At 62.0% G+C, this 21883-nt stretch carries 18 protein-coding genes; 10 read left to right on the top strand and 8 right to left on the bottom strand.

Annotated elements, in window-relative coordinates:
• The first annotated feature begins 264 nt into the window (after positions 1 to 264).
• Positions 265 to 1320, top strand: coding sequence for a formylglycine-generating enzyme family protein (locus SINAC_RS00145; protein WP_020467113.1), 1056 nt, complete (start codon positions 265 to 267; stop codon positions 1318 to 1320).
• A 267-nt stretch (positions 1321 to 1587) separates the two neighbouring features.
• On the top strand, positions 1588 to 1785 hold the full coding sequence (locus SINAC_RS00140) for a 4Fe-4S dicluster domain-containing protein (protein ID WP_020467114.1): 198 nt from the start codon (positions 1588 to 1590) through the stop codon (positions 1783 to 1785).
• 58 nt (positions 1786 to 1843) lie between these two features.
• On the opposite strand, the gene SINAC_RS00135 is transcribed toward SINAC_RS00140, so the two are convergent.
• The 3 genes from SINAC_RS00135 to SINAC_RS00125 form a co-directional block, all read right to left on the bottom strand.
• Positions 1844 to 2902 carry a threonine aldolase family protein gene (locus tag SINAC_RS00135; RefSeq protein ID WP_015243676.1) on the bottom strand — a complete coding sequence of 353 codons (1059 nt, stop codon included), beginning with the start codon at positions 2900 to 2902 and terminating at the stop codon, positions 1844 to 1846.
• Positions 2903 to 3117: 215 nt separating this feature from the next.
• Complete coding sequence (locus tag SINAC_RS00130; RefSeq protein ID WP_015243675.1) at positions 3118 to 4617, bottom strand: Gfo/Idh/MocA family protein; 1500 nt, start codon at positions 4615 to 4617, stop codon at positions 3118 to 3120.
• Between the two features lie 245 nt (positions 4618 to 4862).
• Positions 4863 to 5273, bottom strand: coding sequence for a YkvA family protein (locus SINAC_RS00125; RefSeq protein WP_015243674.1), 411 nt, complete (start codon positions 5271 to 5273; stop codon positions 4863 to 4865).
• A gap of 259 nt (positions 5274 to 5532) precedes the next feature.
• Here SINAC_RS00125 and SINAC_RS00120 point away from each other — a divergent pair, with 259 nt between their 5' ends.
• Positions 5533 to 6333 (top strand): polyprenol monophosphomannose synthase, encoded by an 801-nt coding sequence (locus tag SINAC_RS00120; RefSeq protein ID WP_015243673.1) that lies wholly within the window; start codon positions 5533 to 5535, stop codon positions 6331 to 6333.
• 34 nt (positions 6334 to 6367) lie between these two features.
• Positions 6368 to 7927 carry a hypothetical protein gene (locus SINAC_RS00115; RefSeq protein WP_015243672.1) on the top strand — a complete coding sequence of 520 codons (1560 nt, stop codon included), beginning with the start codon at positions 6368 to 6370 and terminating at the stop codon, positions 7925 to 7927.
• Between the two features lie 93 nt (positions 7928 to 8020).
• Here the strand turns inward: SINAC_RS00115 and SINAC_RS00110 are convergent, their stop codons facing one another.
• The 3 genes from SINAC_RS00110 to SINAC_RS00100 all read right to left on the bottom strand — a co-directional run bounded on the left by SINAC_RS00110 (position 8021) and on the right by SINAC_RS00100 (position 9665).
• A complete protein-coding gene (locus SINAC_RS00110; protein ID WP_015243671.1) occupies positions 8021 to 8932 on the bottom strand; it encodes an aldo/keto reductase in 912 nt (303 codons plus the stop codon).
• A 251-nt stretch (positions 8933 to 9183) separates the two neighbouring features.
• Positions 9184 to 9426 (bottom strand): DUF6868 family protein, encoded by a 243-nt coding sequence (locus SINAC_RS00105; protein ID WP_015243670.1) that lies wholly within the window; start codon positions 9424 to 9426, stop codon positions 9184 to 9186.
• A 20-nt stretch (positions 9427 to 9446) separates the two neighbouring features.
• Positions 9447 to 9665, bottom strand: coding sequence for a hypothetical protein (locus SINAC_RS00100; protein ID WP_015243669.1), 219 nt, complete (start codon positions 9663 to 9665; stop codon positions 9447 to 9449).
• A gap of 344 nt (positions 9666 to 10009) precedes the next feature.
• On the opposite strand from SINAC_RS00100, the gene SINAC_RS00090 reads away from it, so the two are divergent.
• The gene (locus tag SINAC_RS00090) at positions 10010 to 10600 is read left to right on the top strand and encodes a riboflavin synthase (RefSeq protein ID WP_015243668.1); all 591 of its coding nucleotides are present in this window, start codon (positions 10010 to 10012) and stop codon (positions 10598 to 10600) included.
• A gap of 140 nt (positions 10601 to 10740) precedes the next feature.
• Here SINAC_RS00090 and SINAC_RS00085 read toward each other — a convergent pair whose 3' ends face one another.
• Positions 10741 to 12618: a PQQ-binding-like beta-propeller repeat protein gene (locus SINAC_RS00085; RefSeq protein ID WP_015243667.1), complete on the bottom strand. Its 1878-nt coding sequence runs from the start codon at positions 12616 to 12618 to the stop codon at positions 10741 to 10743.
• An 836-nt stretch (positions 12619 to 13454) separates the two neighbouring features.
• Between SINAC_RS00085 and SINAC_RS00075 the strand changes: the two genes are divergently transcribed.
• The 4 genes from SINAC_RS00075 (at position 13455) to SINAC_RS00060 (ending at position 21100) form a co-directional block, all read left to right on the top strand.
• Positions 13455 to 15863 carry a multicopper oxidase family protein gene (locus SINAC_RS00075; RefSeq protein ID WP_237722826.1) on the top strand — a complete coding sequence of 803 codons (2409 nt, stop codon included), beginning with the start codon at positions 13455 to 13457 and terminating at the stop codon, positions 15861 to 15863.
• A 67-nt stretch (positions 15864 to 15930) separates the two neighbouring features.
• Complete coding sequence (locus SINAC_RS00070; protein WP_015243665.1) at positions 15931 to 16539, top strand: SCO family protein; 609 nt, start codon at positions 15931 to 15933, stop codon at positions 16537 to 16539.
• 97 nt (positions 16540 to 16636) lie between these two features.
• A complete protein-coding gene (locus tag SINAC_RS00065; protein ID WP_015243664.1) occupies positions 16637 to 19948 on the top strand; it encodes a cytochrome-c peroxidase in 3312 nt (1103 codons plus the stop codon).
• A 195-nt stretch (positions 19949 to 20143) separates the two neighbouring features.
• On the top strand, positions 20144 to 21100 hold the full coding sequence (locus tag SINAC_RS00060; RefSeq protein ID WP_015243663.1) for a hypothetical protein: 957 nt from the start codon (positions 20144 to 20146) through the stop codon (positions 21098 to 21100).
• Positions 21101 to 21212: 112 nt separating this feature from the next.
• Here the strand turns inward: SINAC_RS00060 and SINAC_RS41475 are convergent, their stop codons facing one another.
• Entirely contained in the window at positions 21213 to 21341 is a 129-nt protein-coding gene (locus SINAC_RS41475; protein WP_015243662.1) for a hypothetical protein, read from the bottom strand.
• Here SINAC_RS41475 and SINAC_RS39505 point away from each other — a divergent pair.
• A complete protein-coding gene (locus SINAC_RS39505) occupies positions 21340 to 21717 on the top strand; it encodes a hypothetical protein (protein ID WP_154673854.1) in 378 nt (125 codons plus the stop codon). The genes SINAC_RS41475 and SINAC_RS39505 overlap by 2 nt on opposite strands.
• Positions 21718 to 21883: the final 166 nt, after the last annotated feature.

Genomic DNA, 21883 nt, shown 5'->3' with positions numbered 1-21883 from the left:
ATCGAGGGGTGGGAGCGACGGAGGGGAGAGGTGAGCCGTGGAGTTTGCGATCGTACTCGTACGGCCGGGCGAGGCGGCCGAGGAGGTGTGACTGTGAGCACGGTCTCGCCCGATCTGAACGCGATGTGCCGATCGCGCGAGACTCGGGCCAAATGACGCACTCATCCCATTCGGTTCTGGAACTCCTCTGTTGGATCAGGTTGAATTAGCATGGCGACAGATACTCCCATGTTTCCGATCGGACCTGGAACGAGAGTGTGGCCCGTGCGACGCCCACCCGAAAAGCGCCGGTTTGGTTTGCGTCCCCACTACCAATGCGGGCTGGCTGGGATCTTGCTCTTTCTGGCAGTCAGCATGGTCCGTAGCTATTTCCGCCCACCCGCCCCTCCGCCATTCAAGCCGCTTCCGCCGATGCGGACGCTCGCCGTCCAGATCACCGAAGGCCAGCCCATGACCATCAACGCGACCGAGCTGTCGCGTGCCGGCGAAGAGCGATCCGAGAACGTGCTGAGGATGTGTCTCTGCTGGTGTCCTCCGGGGAGGTTCTTCATGGGAGGTGGGCCGAAGGGACCTTCCGGGAGATACCTGGACGGTGAACCATTCCCCGTGGTCATCAGTCGCGGGTTTTGGATCGGGAAGTTCGAGGTGACGCAGGATGAGTGGCAGCAGGTCATGGGCAAGACGCTCCTGCAGCAGCGGGCGATGGACCCAAAGCAACCCCGCCCCCTTGGCGACAACAGCCGTCGCGACCACGCCGGGATGGGGCAAGATTATCCCATCTACTTCACAAGCTATCGCGAGGCGGAGGAGTTCTGTTACCGGCTCAGCGAGATCGAACGGGACGCGGGCCGGCTCGAGCCCGGTTGGGTCTACCGGCTGCCGACCGAGGCGGAATGGGAGTTCGCCTGCCGCGCCGGGACGACGACCGCCACGGCGTTTGGCGACGAGCTCGGGAGCGTCCGGGCGAATTTCGACGGGGCCGTCCCCTTCAACAACGCGCCGGCCGGCCCCTTCCTCCGCCTGACGAAGCCCGTCGGCAGCTATCCCGGGAACGCGTGGGGCATTCACGACATGCACGGCAACGTCTGGGAGTGGTGTTGCAAGATCAATCGCCCGGGGCTCGCCCGCGGTCCCTTTGCTGCCGTCAAGAAGTCGACTCCGGAGCAGACAATCCGCGGCGGCTGCTGGTATGAACCGGGCCACCAGTGCCTGTCGACGACGGGCCTTTCATTGCAGGTCAACGGGCGAGGCTCGGGCTTGGGCTTCCGTGTGGCGCTGGTCTCCACCGAGCTTTGGAGAGAGGCGGATCATTCGCGGTGACATGGCGGGCGGCCGCCGAGCACGTCCGGCCGGCGCGGGGAAGTCGCCGGCCGGAAGGCGTCTTCCATGCTCCGTGAACATGCCGCGTGGATTCACCCCAGGTGATTCCCGCTTTCATAGTGGCCTGACGGGCACTCTCGGGAATCCCTCGGCGCCGGCCCATTCAAGGTTGGGGCGAAGCACGCCGGATGTGCCGCCCCTGATCGGGCTCGCGAAGGGACCTCGCCAGCCCGGACTGCGAACGCCTGCTTTCGCGAGAGGGAGCAGATGCTCTATATCGACCCCGAGGAATGCATCGATTGCGATGCCTGCGAAGTCGAGCGCCCGGTCGATGCGATCTTTTACGAAGAGGATGTGCCCGAGGCCTGGAAGGAATTCGTGCTGCTCAACCGGGAGATGGCCGCGACCTGCCCGCCGATCTTTGACTGGAAGGAACCGTTTGCTCGGCGTGATGCGAACTCGTGAATTTTGGTAATCTTCCGGGGACACGGGTTGAAAAAGATGCCCGTGTCCCCGCTTCGATTCAGCGTTGATTCATAAGTTCTTTGATGTCCTGAACGATCGCTTCGACATCGGCTTCCGTGGTGTCCCACGAGCACATTAGCCGAGCGCCCCCGCCGATGAAGGTGTAGAATCGCCAGCCTTTCGCCCGCAACCGGTCGCGGATTTCTTCCGGGATCATGACGAATACGGCGTTTGCTTCACAGTCCCAGAGGATCTCCAGCCCTGGGATTTCGCGCAGGCGTGACTCCAGCAGCAAGGCGCACCGATTGGCCTGTTCCGCGTTGCGCAGCCAGGCTCCCGATTCCAGGATGCCGACCCACTGGGCCGCCAGGAACCGCATTTTTGAGGCGAGTTGACCCGCCTGCTTGCAGCGGTAGGCGAACTCGTGGGCCAGCTCGCGGTTGAAGAAGACGATCGCCTCGCCGAACGCCATCCCGATCTTGGTGCCGCCGAAGCAGAGGACGTCGACACCCACCTTCCAGGTGAGTTCTTTGGGAGTGACGCCTGCTGCGGCCACGGCGTTCGAGAACCGGGCTCCGTCCATGTGGATGCGGAGGCCGTGGCGCTGGGCCATCTCCTGAAGGGCCTCGAGCTGGGCGACGGAGTAGACGGTGCCGACTTCGGTGGCCTGGGTCAGACTCAGCACGCGCGGCTTGGGATAGTGGATGTCGCTCCGTTTGGTGACGAGCTGGTGGATGGCGTCCGGGTTGACCCGGCCGGCCTCGCCGTGGGCGAGAAGGAGCTTCGTGCCGTTGGAAAAGAACTCGGGAGCGCCACACTCGTCGGTCTCGACGTGTGCCAGCTCGTGGCAGATGATGCCGTGATAGGACTGGCAGAGCGAGGCCAGGGCCAGGGCGTTGGCGGCTGTTCCGTTGAAGACGAAGAAGACCTCGCAATCGACCTCGAACAGGTCGCGGAGGAGTCCCGAAGCGCGGGTGGTCCAGTCATCGTCGCCGTAGGCGGGGGCGTGCCCTCGGTTCGCCTCGGCCATGGCCTGCCAGGCCTCGGGGCAAGCCCCGGCGTAGTTGTCGCTTGCGAATTGATGCCGGTCCGCTGTGCTCGAAATCCCGCCGCCCATGGACATCTCCCGGTGACTCGCTGTTGTCGGCTTTCAACAAACGTAATCGCCAAGAGTGAAAATGGCTACGCTTCCTCTCGAGAAGAAAGAGAAAGCCCTCCTCGATCGCGATCGAGGAGGGGGGGGGAATGGGCAGTTCAGATTCGCGGGGTTTGCCCGCGAATGGCCCACATCGGGGTGGCTCGGTCGTGTGATCCACCCGAACGAGAACCGCTTTAGATCGACCAGCCCCGGCGGAATTCGGGGCGGACGAATCGAGCGGCCTCGGGGCAGTTGGTGACCTGGCCGGTGGCGGCGTCGTACTCGATGGGCTGGCCCAGGCGGACGGAGACATTGCCCAGGAGCATGGCTTCGGTCAGCCTGCCCGAGTAGTCGAAGTTGGAGAGGGCGATTTTGGGGTCGCCTTCCTGGATCGCGCGGACCCACTCGGCCTTGTGCGCGGCGTCGGCATTCTTGTTCCGGTCGCGCCGCTGCTCCTTGGTGAGCTCGGTCTGCTTGCCTTCGAATTGCTTGGTCGGGAGGAGCACCTGGTCGGCGCCGTAGTCGCTCGGCGAGAAGATCGATCCTTTCTCACCGACGAGCAGCGAGCCGCTGTCGGAGGGCGTCGCTCCATGGAAGAGGTCGGTGGGGGGCAGGTTGCGGGCCCCGTCGCGGGCTCCTTCGTACCAGGTGAGCTTGACCGGCGGGAGGTCGTCACGCGCGGGGAACTCGTAGTTGATCGTCGCCCAGGCGGGGTAGGTCTCGGGGTTCAGCTCACCGCTGGTGGAAGAGATCCGGGTGGGGAGGCCCAGCTTGAGCGCCATGAAGGTCAGGTTGGCGGTGTGGCAGGCCATGTCGCCCATGGCTCCGGTGCCGAAGTCCCACCAGCCGCGCCAGTCGTGGGGGTGATAGACCGGGTTGTAAGGGCGTTCGGGGGCCGGGCCGAGGAACAGGTCCCAGGCCACGTTCGGGGGGACCGAAACGATCTCCTTGGGCCGGGCCACGATGTCGGGGGCCTGCTTCCAGTACTTGAACGGCCGGTTCGTCCAAACGTGGACCTCGCGGATCGGCCCGACGACGCCGGAGCGGATCAACTCGATGCCGTCGCGGAATCCGGGGTGGGACGTCCCCTGATTGCCCATCTGGGTCGCGACCTTTCGTTCGGCCGCCGTCTCGCGCATCAAGCGTGCTTCGTAAGGGGAGTGGGCCAGCGGTTTCTGGCAGTAGACGTGCTTGCCCAGCCGCATCGCCATGAGGGCGGCCGCCGCGTGCGTGTGGTCGGGGGTGCTCACGACCACGGCGTCGATCTTGGGGGCGAGCTCATCGAGCAGCTTGCGGAAGTCGCTGTACGTTTTCGCTTCGGAGTGCCGCTCGGCCTTCTTGCCGAGCCGATCCGAGTCAATGTCGCAGAGGGCGACGATGTTCCCCAGGGCGGCGACGTGATCGGTATCACTCGAGCCCTTTCCCCCGACGCCGATGCAGGCGAAGTTGAGCTTCTCATTTGGGGAACGGCTTTGCCCGTGCGCCCAAGGTCCGGGCACCAGGATGCCAAAGCCCGCCAGTGATGAGGCCTGCAAGAAACGGCGTCGATCGATACGACGGCTCATGCGATGCTCCTTGATGAGGGAAGACCCGAGCCAGGGATTCCGCGGTGTGTCGCGGAGCGTGGCTCTCCGGATCGCGAAGCTATCATTGCCGGGGAAGACGAGATAGAGGGTGGTTCCGTTTTGGCTCATCCTCTTCTTTTGTCGGCATGTGGCATGGCTCGCCGGGCGTCCCCTCCTGGGGGCTCAGAGAATGCAGGTTGCGGGTCGTTTTGAGTTCACGAGACGGGCCGGCAAGGATCACTTGGTGGGTTCAATGATGAGGGGAGAAAGGGGGGGTGGATTGGCAGGTGTGTCTATGGAGTTGTGAAGATTTTGGGTGTAAATGTGTTGGGTCGTTGAAAGGCGCTCTGAGGCGAGCGAAGCTTGCTTCCGGTTCAACTCTGGACGGCCCCCTGGGGGCTGATTTCCGTGGCCATCCACTCGCGGGCCCGGGCACGGTGCTCGTCGGTGATGTGTGCGGAGACGGCCGTCAAGGCAGCGGCCAGGACACCGGCGTCGTCGCTGAAGCCGGCCAGCGGGAGGAGGTCGGGGATGGCGTCCAGAGGGAGGATGAAGTAGGCCAGGGCCGCCCCGACGATCCCCTTGACCCAGAGGGGGGTCTTGGGATCGAGCAGGCAGAAGTAGAGTGCCACGGTCTCGTGCGCCAGGGGCAGCCGGTTCAACGAATGCTTGGCTTTGGCCAGGAACCCTTCGCGAACGACCTGCTCGTTCCGCGCTTCGTCGTCACCGACGTAGTCCTGGGGCCGGACGACCTTCTTGAACCGGGCCAACCATCGGTTTTCCATGACATTCACTCCGGCTTTCACGCTCTGATGTTGCCCATCACGCTCATTATCCTCATTCTATTGTAGCGTGCCTGACTCGCGAGTTCCGTTCCCAAGTCTCGAATCGAGCGATAAACCAGGTAAGGTTACTTGGACTCTGGTTGTGTCTTTGAAGACTTTGTCTCGGACTTGACTCTTTTGTTCCGTGCTGACTATAAATAACTGCGTCGCGAAGGAGCACCAAGTTGAGTATTTCTGATTGCTCAAGGATGGGCTGACTATGATCGACTTGCCCCACACCCCTCCTCCGTCCCCAATCCCGAAACGCATCCTGGTTTCGCTCGCTACCTATAACGAAGTGGATAACCTGGTTCCGCTTGCCGAAGCGATCCGCCTGTATGCGCCGCAGGCGTCTCTCTTAATCATCGACGATAACTCGCCCGACGGAACCGGCCGGGTTGCCGATGAGTTGCGAGCGCGTCAGCCCCACGTCCACGTAATCCACCGCCCGAAGAAGCTTGGGTTAGGGACGGCGACCTTGGCCGCCATGCATTTCGCCATCGAGAACGGGTTCGACTATCTCTTGAACCTCGATGCCGATTTTAGCCATCCACCTCGGTTCATCCCTTCGCTGTTGGCCGGGATGAACGAGAACGATGTCATGATTGGATCGCGCTATGTCGCGGGGGGCGGGGTTGAGGGGGAGTTCGGACTCAAGCGGAAGTTGATGAGTGCCGGGATCAACTGGTACGCTCGGCTCTTGCTTGGGCTTCAGTCCAAAGACAACAGTGGCGCCTTCCGCTGCTACCGCGTCTCGACTCTCGCCCAACTCGATCTTGGTCTGGTGCGGTCGCGCGGCTACTCCTTCATGGAAGAGATCCTATTCTGGTGCCGGCAGGCAGGCGGCCGGATTGGTGAGACTCCCATTTTGTTTGAGAACCGCCGGTCGGGCGTCTCGAAAATCAACAAACTTGAGGTTGTGACTGCGCTTCGGATCATTCTCCAGCTTGGTTTCGACCGTTTCTTGGGGAGAGTGGGAGGTCGGAACTCAGCGTCGCTCCTCTCCGGCACTCAATCTTAAATCACATCAATGAATTGAAGTGGGAGCGACTTGGATGACGGACCATCCCCGTGGAGGCATCGCCGTCTTCCAATGGAAGCGATGGCTTTGCCTCGCCCCGCTTTTCGGGGCGGCGGCACTGATCTGCTTGATTAACGGGATGAACCTCCAGCGCCTCGTGCACGCCGAAGCCCCGCGTAACCCCTGGGAAGCCACCGAAATTCTCGAGTCCTGGCGGGCCGTCAAGGGGATGCCCGTCTATGAAATCTCTCCGGATGGTCACTCGACGCACGTGTATGGGGCGTTGGCCCTGTACGCGCAAGGCGAAGTTTTCCGCTGGGTCGGGCCCAATAACATCGCCGGTCGCCTGATCTCCTTGGTCTCGGCGCTTGTCACGGTGACCCTCCTGGCGGTGGCCATGGGGGGGGATCGTCCCAAGTGGACCATTGTGCTGGCGTGGGCGATTATCCTGGGGGTGAACTTTCGCTCAACCCATTATTTCGCCGAGAACCGGCCCGACATGACGGCCATGATGTTCGCGGCCATGGGTGTGCTGGCGATCGGTTACGGCCAAGAGTCGCGACGCTGGCAACTCGTTGTGCTCGGCTCCTTGTGCATCGTGCTCGGATTTTTCTTCAAGCAGACGGCGGCGACCTTCGCGGTCGTGCCGCCGGTCGCTCTGGTCTTGCGCGGGCGGCGGCCGACACTTTCGGAATGCCTCCTGTCGCTCCTCCCCTTTGCCATGATGCTTGGGGTGATCTCCGGCCTCAAAGTTTTCGCGCCGGAGGTCTATTATTATATGATGGTCATTCCGCGTAAGTTCGGGCTCCGGTGGCTGCCTGCGGTGCGGAACGGCTGGGAATTGGTGCTGGATTCGCCCCTGTTCCTCGTGCTGCTCGGCGAGATGCTGATGTTCGACGCGGCCTCGTTCCGCAAAGATCGGCGCCTGCCTTGGCTGGCGGCCGTGCTCATCGTCTCGATCCCGTTTGCCGCGATCAGCTCAGCGAAGGCGGGGGGCGTGGCCAACAGCCTCTTGCCGGCACTCTTCCCGCTCATGGCCTTTTGCGCACTCCGGTTGCCAAGGCTCCTGACGTTCTTGAGCAGCAACGCCACAGCGGGCCTGCCGTCACGGCTGATGCTCGGAGTCTTCGTGGCCTTGCTCATGCTGTTGACGGCCTTCCCGCGCCTGTCGACCCGGCAGCCGTTACTTGTCGCCAGATCCAATCATGATCAGGCCTACTGGAAGGTCGTCGAACTCGCCAAGACGCTTCCCGGCAAGGTGATCTGCCCCGAAGACCCGACGATTCCGTTCTATGCGGTCGGCTACCTGGGGCTCAATATCTTCTCCGAGTACGACACCCATCTCGTCAATGGTGTTTATCCGGTCACGCCGCCGGACCATGTCCGGAAGGAGCTTCTCGAGGCTGACTATCTCATCGACGTCAGCGATCTCACGCAAAACATCCTCAATGACTCCAACCTCGAATCATTAGGATTCGAGCAGATCATGGTCGACGATGCCTGGTTGGAATCCGCGGATTACAAGGTCTGGAAGCGAAAGCCGTTTTCCGCCGGGGACCTCTCCTTGAAACCTGTCCGCGCTTCCGGAATGTGAAGGGGACAGCCTCAAAAGAGCAACCGCCAGGAGCCAGTCGAGACTCTTGGCGGTCGTCCCTCTCAGTGATGGCAAACTGCGCCGCTTCGCTTGTCAGGCCTGCTTGGCGACGAACGCCAGGGCGTCGGCGGTGCGGGTGAGGAGGTCGTCGATCTGGGCGGTCGACTCGAGGCCGATGATGAAGGCGTCGACGGTTCCCAGGCCGAGGACGAAGCGGAGCGAGGCATCCCGGCGCTCGGCTTCCTTCATGGCCCCCTCGCCGAAGATCTTCATGCCGACGACCCCTTTGCCGGCGATGTGCATCTCTTCGAGCTGGGAGACGACTTCGTCGGGCCGCTTATCGTCCATGATCAGCCCTTCGGGATTGATCCGCGCCAGGTCGATCTCGACGAACGGGTCTTTGGCGGCCGTGCGGAGCGGGTCCATGCCGTGGCAGCTTGTGCCGTGGGCGCGGATGATCTTCTGCTCCTTGGCTTCGCGGAGGTAGTCCATCGACCCCTGGTTTTCGGCGGGCCAGCCCTTCTTGGTCATGCAGTGAAGCAGGACGATGTCGATGTAGTCGACCCCGAGCTCCATCCGGTAGCGTTCGAGGTGGCTGCGGCAGTCCGGGATTTGGGTTGCGTGAGTCTTGGTCTGGATGACGTACGACTCGCGCGGGACCCCCTTGAGCGCTTCGCGAAGATAGACGTGCGAGCCGTACTGGTCGGCGACGTCGAAGAAGCAGATGCCACGGTCCAGGGCATGGCGGACGACCCGGGTGAATTCCTTGACTCCGAGCTTGGTCTGGTTGCTCGCCTGGCCGTTGCCATGGCTGCCCGTTCCCATGCCGATCAACGAGACCTGAACGCCGGACTTGCCCAGCGTCACCTTATCGGTCGGGCTCTTGGGGAGGTTCGCCCGGGCGGCCAGGGCGGGCGTGGCTGTGCCGGTCGCTGTCGCGGCGGCCAGGGCGGTCGTCGCCACGGTCGTCCGGGCGAGGAAGTCGCGTCGGTTCAAGGGAGTCATGGCGCTCGATCTCCGTTTGTCCAGGTTGTTTCGGACTGAGAGGAAGATGGGCCGCTCGACCGCTGGGTGGCCGAGGTTTCCCCCAGATTCTAACGTTCACGCGGCCATGTCGCCATAACCTGAGTGGGAGCAGGGAATCCCGCAGAGATCCGAGGGACCGGCACTGGCAGTCGCCCCTTTTTTTTGGGGGGGCTGCGCAATGAACCAGGTCGAATCGTCAGGGCCACGCTCGGCTCGCAAAAGGAAGAGGCTCACCGAACGAGATACAGGGCAATCAGCGGGACCAGATTGAAGAAGAGGACTGCCATCTTGTAGAGCGCCATCCCACCGACGTTGACGGTGTCGAAGGTCTCCGCAGGGAGATGGAACCAGTGGCTCCAAAGCCGGAGCAACCCGCCACGTGCGAGGGTCGAGGCCAGGAACCAAACAACGAGTAGGCCGAAGTTGATGACCGTGCACCACAGGAGGAACTCACGTGCGGATGTAATGCCCATGATTCAGCCTCCGTCAGTTCTCACGCAGTTTCGTCGCTTGTCACCGAATCCGAGAGGTCACCGAGTTCTTCGATGACGGCATTCCGCTCGAAGCGAAGCAGAAAGGCTTCAGCCTCGGCCTTGTTCAAAATGGCCTCGTGCCCTCCTTTCAGTTTCACGGAGGCGCCACCGACTCGACTTTCGATCGCGATCACATTCTCGATCGGAAAGATCCATCGCCCGACCTTCACGCAGGACATGGAAAAGTCTCCTTACGTTTGGCAGTTGCTTGATGGTTCTTGTCTCGCGTTCACCAAGGCTCTTTCTCGAGGAATGAGCCGGCCCGACGAGCCCAGGGCCCATTTCCATTCTATGTCAAAGGGCCGGACCAAGGCCATGATGGCCTCAGTGGAGACTCTCGTCCGGTTCGAAACGCTCGGGTGACTGTGCTAAGATAACCAAGAGAAGGGGAGGGGGGGGCGTCGACCGCGACCCCGGACGACCGTCGGTCGGCCCTCCGAAGGCGGAGGGAGAAACGACCCTTGATTCCGGATCGCCTCTCTCGTGCCGCTTGAGATCCGGACAATGCTCGCAGGAGAGAATCGTGTTTACAGGTTTGGTTGAGGTTTTGGGCACGATCGAGCGCGTGGACGAAGAGGGGCCGGGGCGTCGCCTGACGCTGTCCTGGCCCGACCTAGTTGAGCCGTTGGTGCTGGGGGAGAGTGTGGCGGTCAACGGCTGCTGCCTGACGGTCGTCGCGGCCGAGGGAGAACGGTTCGTCATGCAGGCCGGGCCCGAGACCTTGCTCCGGACCAACCTGGGGGTGGCCGGCGCCGGCGATCGGGTCAACCTCGAGCGCTCGCTGCGCGCCGGCGACCGGCTCGGAGGACACTTCGTTCAGGGGCACATCGACACGACGGCCGTGCTCCGAGAGCGAAGGACCGAAGGGGAATGGGAGTTCCTCGGGTTCACAATCGACCCGAGCTGGACCTCCCTGATGGTCCCCAAAGGATCGATCGCGGTGGATGGCGTGAGTTTGACCTTGGTGGGCGTCGAACCCGACGGCTTCTCGGTTATGCTCATCCCGCACACCCTGGCCGTGACCACCCTGGGGAGCGTGCGGGTGGGGGGGCGTGTGAATATTGAAACCGACATGCTCGCCAGGCATGTCGCCAAGCTGATGGCCGTCGGTTGATCGGCCATGAGAACTTCGCCACGGAAGACACAGAAAATGAGAATTGGATTGATTGTGTCGACTTGGATGTGAGGGCTTATTAAAATTAGGATCTGTTTTTTTGTCTGTCCGTGGCGAAGGTCTCCGTTCCCACGGGGCCGCTAGCGATTTGGCCGCCGTGGTGTGGGGCGTGGTCGTGGTCCGGCGGGATGAACGGGCACTCGGTGCGGTATCGGTTTTTTGAGGAGGCCTTTCTGCGCCTGCTGATCGAGCAGTTTGGTGAGTGCGGGGGTGGCGGGGTGCCAGACGAAGTCCGGGCTCGACGCGAGCATCAAGTAGACTTGGGGCCGCTTGAAGCCTTGGGACAGGAGGTTGCGCTGGCCGTTGACATAGGCGCTTTGGAGGTCGCCGAAGACGGTCAATTGCCCGCGCGAGCCCACGAAGACCTTGCCGTCGGCGACCGTCGGCGTGGCGAACTTCACGCCGGGACCCAGTTGGTCGCGGGTGCCGGACATCTGGCTGTTGTAGATTTGATTTCCGAGGTTCGAGGCGTCGTAGGCGCGGAGGACGGCTGAGGTCTTGCCGTTCTCGAGCACCCAGACGATCCCGCCGAACTCGCCGTTGGCCGAGATGCTGGGGGTCGACCCGGGATAGGTGAACTTGTTGCTCGACATGCTCACGGGATCGTCGGCGAACTGCCCGCCCGCGATTGAGAAGGCCTTGAGATAGTCGCCGGGGGCGGCGTAATAGAGTTTGTTGTTGAAGTAGGCCGGGGTGGAGTACGCGCCGAGCCAGAGGTTGGTGTCGCCGTTCAGGAGTCCGATGGTGCCTGCCGGCGTCTTGTGGACGATCGGGTCGGAGTCGGGATGGAAGCCCCCCAGGTTGTCGCGATCGAGGAGGTAGATGGTCCCGTTCTTATCCGCGGCGACGATCAGGGGCAGCGGCCCTCCCGCCTGGTTAGGTAGGACCACCACGCCCCCTGAGCCGAGGTCCTGGTCCTGGGAGTCGAGGAGCTGTTGGTTGGAGGGGGTGTAGTAGTCGGCCACTTGCAGCCCGTTGCCCCCCATGACGAGCCTGAGGACGCTGTTGCTGTAGTCAGAGCCTCCGGTATCGACGGAGAACTTGCCGTTGGCCGTGGCTACGTAGACGTTCCCATAGGCGTCGGCGGCCGGTCCGCCGCCGCTCATCCAGATGCTCCCCTGGCGGCTGTTGGGGGTGACGCAGAAGACGCCGACCTGCTGGAGATTGGAGGCGTTATACGCCATCAGCCAGCCGTGGTACGGAAGTCTGTCGAACGAGGCGAATGCGACATACACCACGCCGTTGTTCAGCAGGAGGGCCGAGCGCTGAAGCTGTTTCGCCGCGTTGAAAGAAACTGTGTCGCCACCGTCAGCCGTTCCGGGAACCGTGGCCTGGATGGTCACCGGGCCACCGAATTTCTCCTTGCCCGTAGTGATATCCAGAGCATGGAGCTTGTGCTGGATGATCGGAGCCGACGTGGTGTTCACCTTGGACATTACGTCGACGTAGAGCGTGCCCGACGCCTTATCGATGACCGGCGTTCCCACGATACCCAACTCGGTAAAGTTGGTCGTATTGAGGTCCGCGCCGGTCACTGTGGTGACTCCGTTCGCCGGGTCGATCAGGCTCGTGGCCCAGAGTGGACCGGCGTTGGGTCCCAGGTTGTTGGTCGCGTCGAAGGCGTAGATGCTTCCGTGCGTCGTCGCGACATAGACCACGTCATGCAAGGTCCTGTTGATCAAGACCCCGGTGTCGTAGAGGGGCTGGGCGTAGATATCGCCGTCAACCTGGTAGCTGAAAAGCTTACCGAATGAGCCGGTGTTCAAGGTGGCTGCGTTGAGAACACCCTCGGTCAGATTCTGGCCGGTGCGGGCGTTATCATTATGGTAGGTCAGCACGTCTGTCGCGAGTAGCTGGCGCAACTCGAGTGATTCTGCCCCGGGCTGGAAAGCCCGACGGCGCAGAGCAGGACGGACACCTTGCAGGCGGCTGGGCAATGCCCGGAGAAGCTCCCTCATCTCACGCCTCCGAGTGAAGCGGCATTGGGTCGGTGACGATCATTGCGCAACCGAGCAATCCAGGTTCGACCCCACGCGCGACGCCCGAAGAGGCTCGAAATAAGAGGCCGAGCCGGCCTCGTTCCTCCGAACGAATTCGCGCAAGTCTCCCTACTTCTGATTGAAGTCGGTTCTCGACGCAATCGACCTTCACGCGGTCTCGGACCTTTTCTTGAACCGGAGGCCGCATATTCCCTATTTCCTGTGCGTTCTGAACGGTTTGGGGCAGGTGAGTGCGGCTGAGAGTGTGCTGTGAGAAGGTGTTCTTGGAGGGTGGGCACGGTCCACCATGCCTTTTCGGGAAGAGGCTTGGTGGCAGTGGGGCTCCTTCCCTTTTCTTGGGGAGAAGCGTGGTGGGCTGTGCCCGCCTTCCAAAAGAGTCGGACCGGCCTCTCTCACTCGCACTTTGAGAGCGGTTTCCATCTGGGTTTTGTTCCCCTTGGGACGGTGGGCGATCTGCCCTCATTCGCGTTGCGCCGGCAGGTGGGCCTTCGGCTGATCTAATCTGATTTCTTTGGGGTCTTTCCTCAAGGGACGACGATGCGCTGGCGGTTCCTCGTTCTCATCCGTTTGTATTCCGAAAATCCGAATATATTGTGTTTTGGAAAATGGTTTGCAATTTGGAGTTGATGGGATTGAGATGTGAATCCGCTGTCTAAAAATCAACCGGACGATGTTGTTCGGAGTGTTGAGTCGCGGTTGCTGGTCCGCTCAGTCATTGACCAGATATAGCCGGGGTACTCTCGATCTTCCTTTTCGCTGAATAGGCAGGATCTATGCTGAATCGTCGCGATCTCATGCGAAGCGCCGCGACCGCCGTGGTTGCGGGCACCGCGTCGGGCCAGGAGCCTGCTGGGCCGTTTGATAAGCCGACGGCGAAGTTCAACAAGGCCGCGCAAGATAAGCTACCGAAATGGGCGTTCCGGGACCCGCTCAAGATTCCCCTGGTGGCCCGGCCGTCAGCCATTGGCACCTATGAAGAACTTATGAAGGAAGGGGCGACGCCATTCGGCGAAACGGATCCGATTCCGATAGGCGAGGTCTATCATGGGATCGCCCGAGAGTGGGGAGAGACGCCGGAGCACTGGAGGTCGTTCGGATGCAATCCCAGTTGGGTCGGGAGTCAGGCATGGAATGACAAGTGCAAGAATTTTGGTACGGTCCCGTCGCATCGGAAGGGAGAACCGGATCTGGGCAACTGGGGCGGGCTGCCCATCAAGTGCTACAAAATCCCGATCGTCGAGGCGGAATTCCAACTCGGTCATGTCGCCCCGTTTCCGGCGCGGATGTACACATTCGCGGGGATGGTGCCGGGCCCGTCGCTCAAGATGAGGCTGGGCCAACCGGTGATCGTCCGGTTCCAGAACCACCTCGAAGCCGAGGTCTCCGTCCACTTGCACGGCGCCCACAGCCCTTCGCACAGCGACGGATTTCCCTCGTTCTACGTCCTCCAGGGGAAGTCTCGCGACTATTTTTATCCCAACATCCTCCCGCTGAAGAAGGCGTGCAAGGAGGAGCCGAGGAAGACCGAGAAGGGCTACGTCACCGACGTTGGAGAGAGCCAGTCCACGATGTGGTATCACGACCACGCGATGGATGCGACCGGCTACAACGTCTCGAAGGGGCTGGCGGGATTCGCTCCCTGTTTGGGTGAGCATGAGCTCAAACTTATTCATGACGGGATCCTTCCTGGACTCGGCCCCGACTCGTGCCGCGATCCCGAGTTGTGCCGGCTCGTCACGGACCCGAAGCGGGTCGCGGAGCTTGAGGACCCCGACCACCCGGGATTCTACAGGTATGGTAAGGAACCCTATCACAACCCCTACGACATCCCGATCGTGCTCCAGGACAAGGTGATCGACCCCGAGACCGGTCAGATCGCCTTCGAGACGGCTGGACACAATGGATACCTGGGAGACACCTTCTTCCTGAACGGGGTGGCCTGGCCCTATCTGAACGTCGAGAACCGAAAGTACCGGTTCCGGTTTCTGGATGGGTCCAATGCGCGGATCTATCGGCTCCGGTTTCTCGCCGAGGACGATTATTTCCGGATGCAAGCGCAAGGGGTCGACCCAGCGGGGGAGGACGAGAACGCCGCCGACGTGATCCGCCGGCGCCCGCATCGCTACGACGAGGTCGCCAAGCCCTTCCTCCGGATCGGCAAGGATAGCTGGCTCTGGTCGAAGGCCGTCGAGAAGTCGAGCGTGGTGCTGGCGATGGCCAACCGCGCGGACCTGGTTGTGGATTTCAAGAAGCTGGCGCCTCACCTGAAGCCGGGCGAAGAGGCCTGCTTCTATCTTGTCAATACGATGCCCCAGTTCGACGGGCGAGGGCCGAAGGTCAAGCTCGACGACGGCGGCGACCCCCGCGTGTTGCCGCTTCCTTTCGACACCGCGACGACGCCCGTCGCCGAGTTGAACCGGCCGATCGGCCTGATGAAGATCGTCGTCCAAGGACCGCCGGTGGAGCGGGACGCGTGCGTCGAGAAGGACACCGAGCTCAACCCGCACGAAGCCATTCGCGACGATGAGGTTGAGGTCGTCCGCGAGTTCATCTTCCAGCGCGGTAAGGGGGCCTGGATGGTCAACGGCCGGTTCTACGACCCGACCATCGCCAACGCCACGCCCACCCTCGGCTCGGCCGAGGAATGGGTACTGCGCAACGGCGGCGGCGGGTGGTGGCATCCGATCCACATCCACCTGGAAAGCCATCAGCTCATCAGTTACGAGAAAGACTTCGAGGCCGACGCGATCATCGATCCGCAAGATCCTCCGGCCCCACCCCCGCCCGGCCCGCTCACGCAGGTGGCCGACCAGATGGGGGAGGTCGAACTCCGCGGCTTGCACGACACCCAGGTGCTCGGGCCCAATACCGTCGCCAGGCTCCGGATGCGGTTTCGCACCTGGAGCGGTCCCTTCGTGTTCCATTGCCATAACCTGGAACATGAGGATATGCGGATGATGCATAATTTCGAGCCGGTGCCGCGATGCGAGGAAAGCCACGAGAGCCGGCTGGAAGCCAAGAAGGCTGCGAACATCGCCCCCGACGCGCGCACCCACGGCAATGACGTCACGCTCCAGCCACGCGGGAACGAGGGGGAACTGAGGGTGGGCGAACTCCCTTGGGAGTATCCGGCCGTTCCGACGACGCCCGTCCGTGACGCGGGCGAAGACCAGATCTCACCCCGACGTCCGCCGAAGTCCTGAGCGTCACCGGTGCGGGCAGAGCGGACCGACTTGATAAGAACTACCCTCACGCGAAGAGGTTGGAACGATGGTGTCGCACCTCCTGAAATTGCTGGGCCGGCTTGGCGATGAACCTTCGCCCCGGCCCGCGAAAATCTCCGACCAGTATGCGAACGTACCGCTCACGAACCAATTCGGTGAGCGGGTCCGGTTCCGCGACGACTTTGCTGACGGCCGGGCCCTCATCGTGAACACGATGTATACGGTCTGCCGTGGCACTTGCCCCGGGACCAGCCAGACCCTCCAGGGGCTCCGGGCTCGATTGACTCCCCTCTTTCGAGATCAACTCACGTTCGTATCGATCACTCTTGACCCGGTGGAAGACACGCCGGAGATGCTCCGTCGCTATGCGTCGATCTATGGCGCGGGTCGCCGTCGGAAGGACCTTTGCGACTGGCAATTCCTGACCGGGCAGGCCGCCGACATCGATCGGCTCAGGCGAAGCCTCGGCTTCTACGACCTCAACCCCCGAGTCGATCAGGACCTGACGCAGCATGCGTCGCTGCTCCTCTTCGGAAACTCGAAAACCGATCGTTGGGCCACACTACCGGCCGGCCTTCGCGAAGGTCTCCTGGTCGAGGCGATCCGCCGCGTTTGCGGGACCAACTTCGAGCAGAAATATGGGGTTAAGGCTTAAGAATATTCGGAATGCCAAGGGCGATCGTCGGACTCTCGATCTTTCGAACGATCGCATTTCAAGATAGCGATGATTAAAGGGAAAGGTCTTCTCCACGATGAGCGCCACGCTTTGTCGATTATGCCTGCCGATCGTCTTGGCGGGCCTCACTATTGCAGGGACTCTGGGGGCCGATGGCATCCGGCGAGAACCGGCTCCCTCCGCGGTTCACCTCGTTGGTCACGAAGACGCCGCACTCCTCAAGCGCGTCCAGGACGTGATCGACGACTGGGACCCTCGCAAGTTACGCAATCCCTATGTCGACTCGATCCCAATCGTCGACGCGAATCAAAAACGGGCCGTGAAGAAGTCTCCCCGGCGCGCCGACCTGAACGAGTTCATTGCCGACGTTGACGCTGCGGAAGCGCTTGGGAAGGCCTTTTTCTGGGAGATGCAGGCGGGGAGCGACTTCCGCCGACAGGAAGGGGGGGCGTTCGTCGGCACCGCCTGCGCCTCGTGCCACTATCGCCACGGGGCCGATGCCCGCAATGGGTATACGACGCGTCTACCTTATGTCGCCTGGGATAAGTACAGGCTCGACCCGGACCACGGTTTGGAGTACGGCGAGCACCAGCAACCGTTCGTCGTGGAAAAGAAGGCCACCGAGACTATTGCGAACGTGAATAGCCTTTATTCGCCGTCGAAGCCGCACCTGCCCTCGGTACGACGGCCTCGGCCCGGTGCGGACGTTGAGGAGGAAGAGGCTGGCGATCAGGATGGACCGCAGACTCCCTTGTCGCTGATCGTCGGCTCGCAAGGGGTGGAACCGTTGGTCTTCAAGAGCTTGATTCGGGGGAACAAACCTTCGGAGGGGAATGGCGCCTGGCTCTCCGAGGTCGCTACCAACCGCCTGGTTGACGGATTCACGAAGGTCAAGCCCGAGTGGTCGATGTTCGTTGCGAACCAGAACGACGGGGGGAAGCGGTTCCGCCAGATTACTACGCGCAACTCGCCGACGATCATCAATTCGGGCTTTGCGGACCGCCTCTTTCACGACGGCCGGGCTGAATCAACGTTCAATGGGATCTCGATTTTCGGAGATTTTGACGAGAGGGAAGTGCTCCACGTGCGCCGCACGGACGGATCCGTGGTGCCCGTGCGCGTTGCGATTTCGCACGCCGCGCTCGCGTCGCAGGCCGTGGGGCCGATCGTTAACGAAGTGGAGATGTCCTACCTTGGCCGGTCCTTCCATCATCTTGCCGGCAAATTGCTCGAGGCCCCTGTCCTGGGTTACCAGACCGTCGCCGCTGACGACAGCCACCTCGGGCCGTTCATCGAGGCCAAGCTCGTCGGGATGGGCAGCACCTACCGGGCCCTGATCCAGAAGGCGTTTCGACGCGAGTGGTGGGACGGCCGAGACGCCAACGGCGCCGAGCAGTTCGTGGATCTTGGCCTGGCCTCGGTGCTGCAAGGCACTCCCTTGCCGCAGGGCACCCTCATGGAGGCGAATTTTTCCCTCTACTGGGGGCTGAGCATCATGCTCTACGAGGCCAGCCTAGTCTCGAACGATTCCCCCTTTGACCAGATGATGCGTGGGAACGGGCGAGGCGTCGAGTCGCTCTGGCAGGCCAAGAAGGAAACCCTCGAGCCGATCTATCTCGATCGCCTGCGAACGACTCACCCTGCTCCAACGGGCACCGCTCAACCCCGTTTGCAGTCGGGGGCCGAGGTCTTTCAACGCGGCTTTCGGCTCTTCATGAACCGAAACTGCGTCGAATGCCACAGCGGGCCGCTCTTCAGCGAGCTCTACTCACGCGACGCCGCCACCGAGCCGGCGCCGCCGATCGCCTACACCCTCGAACGCATCTTGCTCCCGAATTCGCAGGCGGACGCGATTGCGATCGAGCTTCGGCCCGGGCGCGATCGCGCCGTCGAACAGACTGTCGCCGCCTTGATCGGGGCGAATTCGAAGAAGGACTCGATCGCCTCGATCGCAAGAAGGTGTGCCCTCGAACTGGAGCTGCTTTGTGATGAGGCACGCGGTGATCAGAGTCGAATGACCTTCCTCGTCAGAGATCGACTCGAGCAGGCGGGGCTCTCGGCCGAGCCCGCCGGGGAGATCGCGAAGCTCTGGATTGCGCTGGAGAAGCGGGCCGTAACCCAGGTGGGAGGCCGTCTCTTCTTCTCCGAGGCGGAACGGATTGCCACCGCCGCGCTCCTGGCTGACCCGGTGCTCGTCGAGAAGATGGCCATCCCGAGCACTCAGGTCACCCAGCGCCGGCCTCTACCCATCCAGGGGCCGCTCGCCTCCGAATCTTACGCCTTCTACGACCTCTCGTTCTACGCCCTCGGTGTTTCCCCTCCGCGCTATGACCGAGGGATCGGCGATTGGAGTTCCACCGCGCCCGAGGATGACCCGGGCGCGATTGCCAAGGAGCGGGTCAAGCAGGTCCAGAAGGCCAAGAGCGGGGTCTTGAAGGGGATCCGGCAGAAGTACGATTTGACGAAGTCGGAGGTCAAGGAGCGGGTCCTCAGCCTGATCGAGGCTGGAAAAGTCGGCGAACTCAAGGAACTCAACGCAGCCGAACAAGCGGCCCTATCGCTCGAGGGAGATGAGCGGAACGCCTCGGCCGCTGATGCCGGCAAACCTGACCTCCAGTCGACGACGGGGGCCCCAGGCAGCGCTTACCGGTTCAATCCGGCTTGGAAACGCCGCTCGAGGAAGCCCCGCCCGAGCAGGCCGGCGGCGGTTCGTGAGGCGGTCGTTGTCCCCCCGGCTGCGCTCGCTCCCGGCGAGGTGGTGAAGGGGCCCGCCCACGACCTCGACAAGAAGGCGAGGATGGGGAATCCGCGAGACCTTTCCTGGTTTCGCGATCTCCCCACCTGGGACGAGGATTTCCCGGTGGCCAAGCCGCCCTACGACTCGGTCGATACGAGGCGGGCCGACGTCCATTTTCTGTCGCGAACCCGCGCTTTGGTCCAGAACGAGAGGCCGTGGGGGCATCGCAAGCCCCTCCTCCACGATAACGAGTTGGCGTTCTGGGGCGCCTTCAAGACGCCGACGCTGCGCAACATCGAGCTGACTGCCCCTTATATGCACAACGGCCGGCTCCTGACACTCTACGACGTCGTCGACTTCTACGATCGAGGGGGAGACCTTCTGGGCGACCAGGCCGTCAACCCGGACAAACATCCTGCAATCGTCGATCTCAACATGTCGGAAGAGGATAAGTTTGCGCTCGTCTTCTTCCTGATGTGCCTGACCGACGAGCGGGTCCGTCGCGAGCAAGGTCCGTTCGATCATCCCTCGCTTCGGGTTGTCAACGGTTATGACGAGCATCTGAACGAACGGATCATCGACCTCGGCGCGATCGGTTCCTGCGGGCTCGCCGCCGGGGTGGTGCGCCCGACCTTTCCGGCCGATCGGTAGGTTCAGGAACAGGCTGCGAACCACTTGAGCGTGAGTCGTTTCGCGCGGGGTGGGCGTGGGAGGCTTTCTCACCCCGCCTCGAGCCGGGAAGGGCTTTCCGGCCGGTTTCGCGGTGGATAGCGCTAATCGGGTCGGCCTGAGGCATTTGTCCTCAGGTCGGCCCCTTGAGAAACTTGGATTCAAGGAGTCAAGAGAATGGCATTCATCGCGGCGGAACTCGAAGGGCCCATTACCTCGATCACCGAGACGGGGACAGGGGCGGAAATGGTCGTGCTGGGCATGACCATCGTGATCGAGAAGGAGGCGGCCGACAATCATAAGGTCAGGTCGCCGACTAATAAGAGATTAACTATCGCTCAACTGGTTGACGAAACGTCCCTGCGCGGCCTCGAGGAGAAAGGATTTGTCGGTGGGACGGCGATCGTCCAGGGCAATTTTAATACGGACACGGGCAAGATCGAGGTGAAGTTCAATCCGAAAACGCCCGCGAATCAAGGGGCAAACCCGTTTGAACTGCATCCGGCCGTCGAGGTCGGGCCCCCCGAGAGCCTTGTCTCCGGGATGATTACCCGCAACCTCGGTAGCGACCTCACCGTGAACAACATACCGATCAAGCTGCTCGACATGTCCGACGCTCGGTTCCCCGGCAACCCTCCGCGCAATGAATTCGGCTTTGATATCAAGCTTGACTCCGTTCCCCCCACTCTGCCGGCGAGCGTGGATGGGTACTTCTCGAAACTTGAAAACGGGTTCATTGGATACACGTTCGTGGTGGACGGCCCAGCGACGCTGACGACGGACAAGCCGCAGGTCTCGATCACCCGTGCTCAGGGTCGTAACCGAGGCGCGGAGTACGATTTGAATGTCCGTGGCGGAGTGACCACCAGTCACGCCGTCGGTGGCCTGCCACAAACGCTCGAGATTTACCGGGCCGATGCCATCGGGTCGAATCCCAGCCAAGAGACCTTCCTCGGCCGCGCCAGCGCCCGGCTGATTCCCGGCGGTTTCGCCAAGTGGAGCGCCAGCCTCCGCATTACGACCCTCCCCGCGCCGTTTGACGTGGCCCCCACAAGGATCGTGGTCAAGAACGTCAGTTCGGGGGCCGAGGGCGCATTCGCCCGTGAGGATGATGTCGAAATCCTCAAGGAGTAACGCCAAGCTTTTGGGCCAGGATAGGATCGAGAAGAAGCGGGCGGGGCGACCTGCCCGCATTCCTGTTTGGTTGGGAAGGCTTTAGGGCCTGGGCCTCCCTGCAAAGACCGCTCTAAAATTTCAGCCAGGGAATGATCGGCAGATGTGACAGCTTGATGAGGACGTAGAGGACCAGGAAGCCTGCGCTGTAGGCCACCAGGGCGGTCTCGGCCAGAACTTTGGAGAGATGTTCGCGTGTCATGATGAAGCCCCTCCCGGGTATTCCCTTTCCCAAGAAAGTCAAAGGGATGGGCGGCTTCCCGCGCCTTTTTTTTATTTGCGGAAGGCAGCCCTCTTCTTTTTTTGAACTGGTTTCTTTGGGTCGTCTCCTCAAGGGCCGACGGTGCGCCGGTGCTCCTGATTTATTTTCGATTTCCCAACGCTCATTGTTCGTTAGGCTGGCCCGTGTTTCAAGGCCGATCCGTGGATGCCGGGCGCTTCTTGGCTTCGCCGGGGGGATCGACGGATTGTCGAACGAGTTCCTCCGCCTTTCAGGGGATCCGGTCTCCGGCAAGTTGTCGTTCGATCTCTCGTCGCCGCAGAAGGATCATCGGTTCTTGATTGTGATAAAATCGTGAAGAAAATCCATCCGGGACCGTGATCTGCTCTCCGTTTGGTCAGGGAAGGGGGGGGCACGGAGTGAGTCGGCCGATGGCATGGAATTGTTTGCTTGCGCACTCATGCCACCGGCCAGGTCGTTGAATCGACCTTGTTGATGGAGGTCAGACCTTCGATAAGACGGAG

The sequence above is a fragment of the Singulisphaera acidiphila DSM 18658 genome, from assembly GCF_000242455.2.
Classification (GTDB): Bacteria; Planctomycetota; Planctomycetia; order Isosphaerales; family Isosphaeraceae; genus Singulisphaera; species Singulisphaera acidiphila.
The sequence above is the reverse complement of the archived record's forward strand: the minus strand, read 5'-3'. Positions and strand labels throughout refer to the sequence as shown.

Excerpts from the sequence above, each read along its gene's own strand:
- SINAC_RS00105 (WP_015243670.1), bottom strand. The coding sequence starts at position 9,426 with ATGGGCATTACATCCGCACGTGAGTTCCTCCTGTGGTGCACGGTCATC.
- SINAC_RS00140 (WP_020467114.1), top strand. The coding sequence starts at position 1,588 with ATGCTCTATATCGACCCCGAGGAATGCATCGATTGCGATGCCTGCGAA.
- SINAC_RS00060 (WP_015243663.1), top strand. The coding sequence starts at position 20,144 with ATGGCATTCATCGCGGCGGAACTCGAAGGGCCCATTACCTCGATCACC.
- SINAC_RS39505 (WP_154673854.1), top strand. The coding sequence starts at position 21,340 with ATGATGAAGCCCCTCCCGGGTATTCCCTTTCCCAAGAAAGTCAAAGGG.
- SINAC_RS00110 (WP_015243671.1), bottom strand. The coding sequence starts at position 8,932 with ATGACTCCCTTGAACCGACGCGACTTCCTCGCCCGGACGACCGTGGCG.
- SINAC_RS00125 (WP_015243674.1), bottom strand. The coding sequence starts at position 5,273 with ATGGAAAACCGATGGTTGGCCCGGTTCAAGAAGGTCGTCCGGCCCCAG.
- SINAC_RS00130 (WP_015243675.1), bottom strand. The coding sequence starts at position 4,617 with ATGAGCCAAAACGGAACCACCCTCTATCTCGTCTTCCCCGGCAATGAT.
- SINAC_RS00135 (WP_015243676.1), bottom strand. The coding sequence starts at position 2,902 with ATGGGCGGCGGGATTTCGAGCACAGCGGACCGGCATCAATTCGCAAGC.
- SINAC_RS00065 (WP_015243664.1), top strand. The coding sequence starts at position 16,637 with ATGAGCGCCACGCTTTGTCGATTATGCCTGCCGATCGTCTTGGCGGGC.
- SINAC_RS00115 (WP_015243672.1), top strand. The coding sequence starts at position 6,368 with ATGACGGACCATCCCCGTGGAGGCATCGCCGTCTTCCAATGGAAGCGA.
- SINAC_RS00070 (WP_015243665.1), top strand. The coding sequence starts at position 15,931 with ATGGTGTCGCACCTCCTGAAATTGCTGGGCCGGCTTGGCGATGAACCT.
- SINAC_RS00085 (WP_015243667.1), bottom strand. The coding sequence starts at position 12,618 with ATGAGGGAGCTTCTCCGGGCATTGCCCAGCCGCCTGCAAGGTGTCCGT.
- SINAC_RS00120 (WP_015243673.1), top strand. The coding sequence starts at position 5,533 with ATGATCGACTTGCCCCACACCCCTCCTCCGTCCCCAATCCCGAAACGC.
- SINAC_RS00075 (WP_237722826.1), top strand. The coding sequence starts at position 13,455 with ATGCGAAGCGCCGCGACCGCCGTGGTTGCGGGCACCGCGTCGGGCCAG.
- SINAC_RS00100 (WP_015243669.1), bottom strand. The coding sequence starts at position 9,665 with ATGTCCTGCGTGAAGGTCGGGCGATGGATCTTTCCGATCGAGAATGTG.
- SINAC_RS41475 (WP_015243662.1), bottom strand. The coding sequence starts at position 21,341 with ATGACACGCGAACATCTCTCCAAAGTTCTGGCCGAGACCGCCCTGGTG.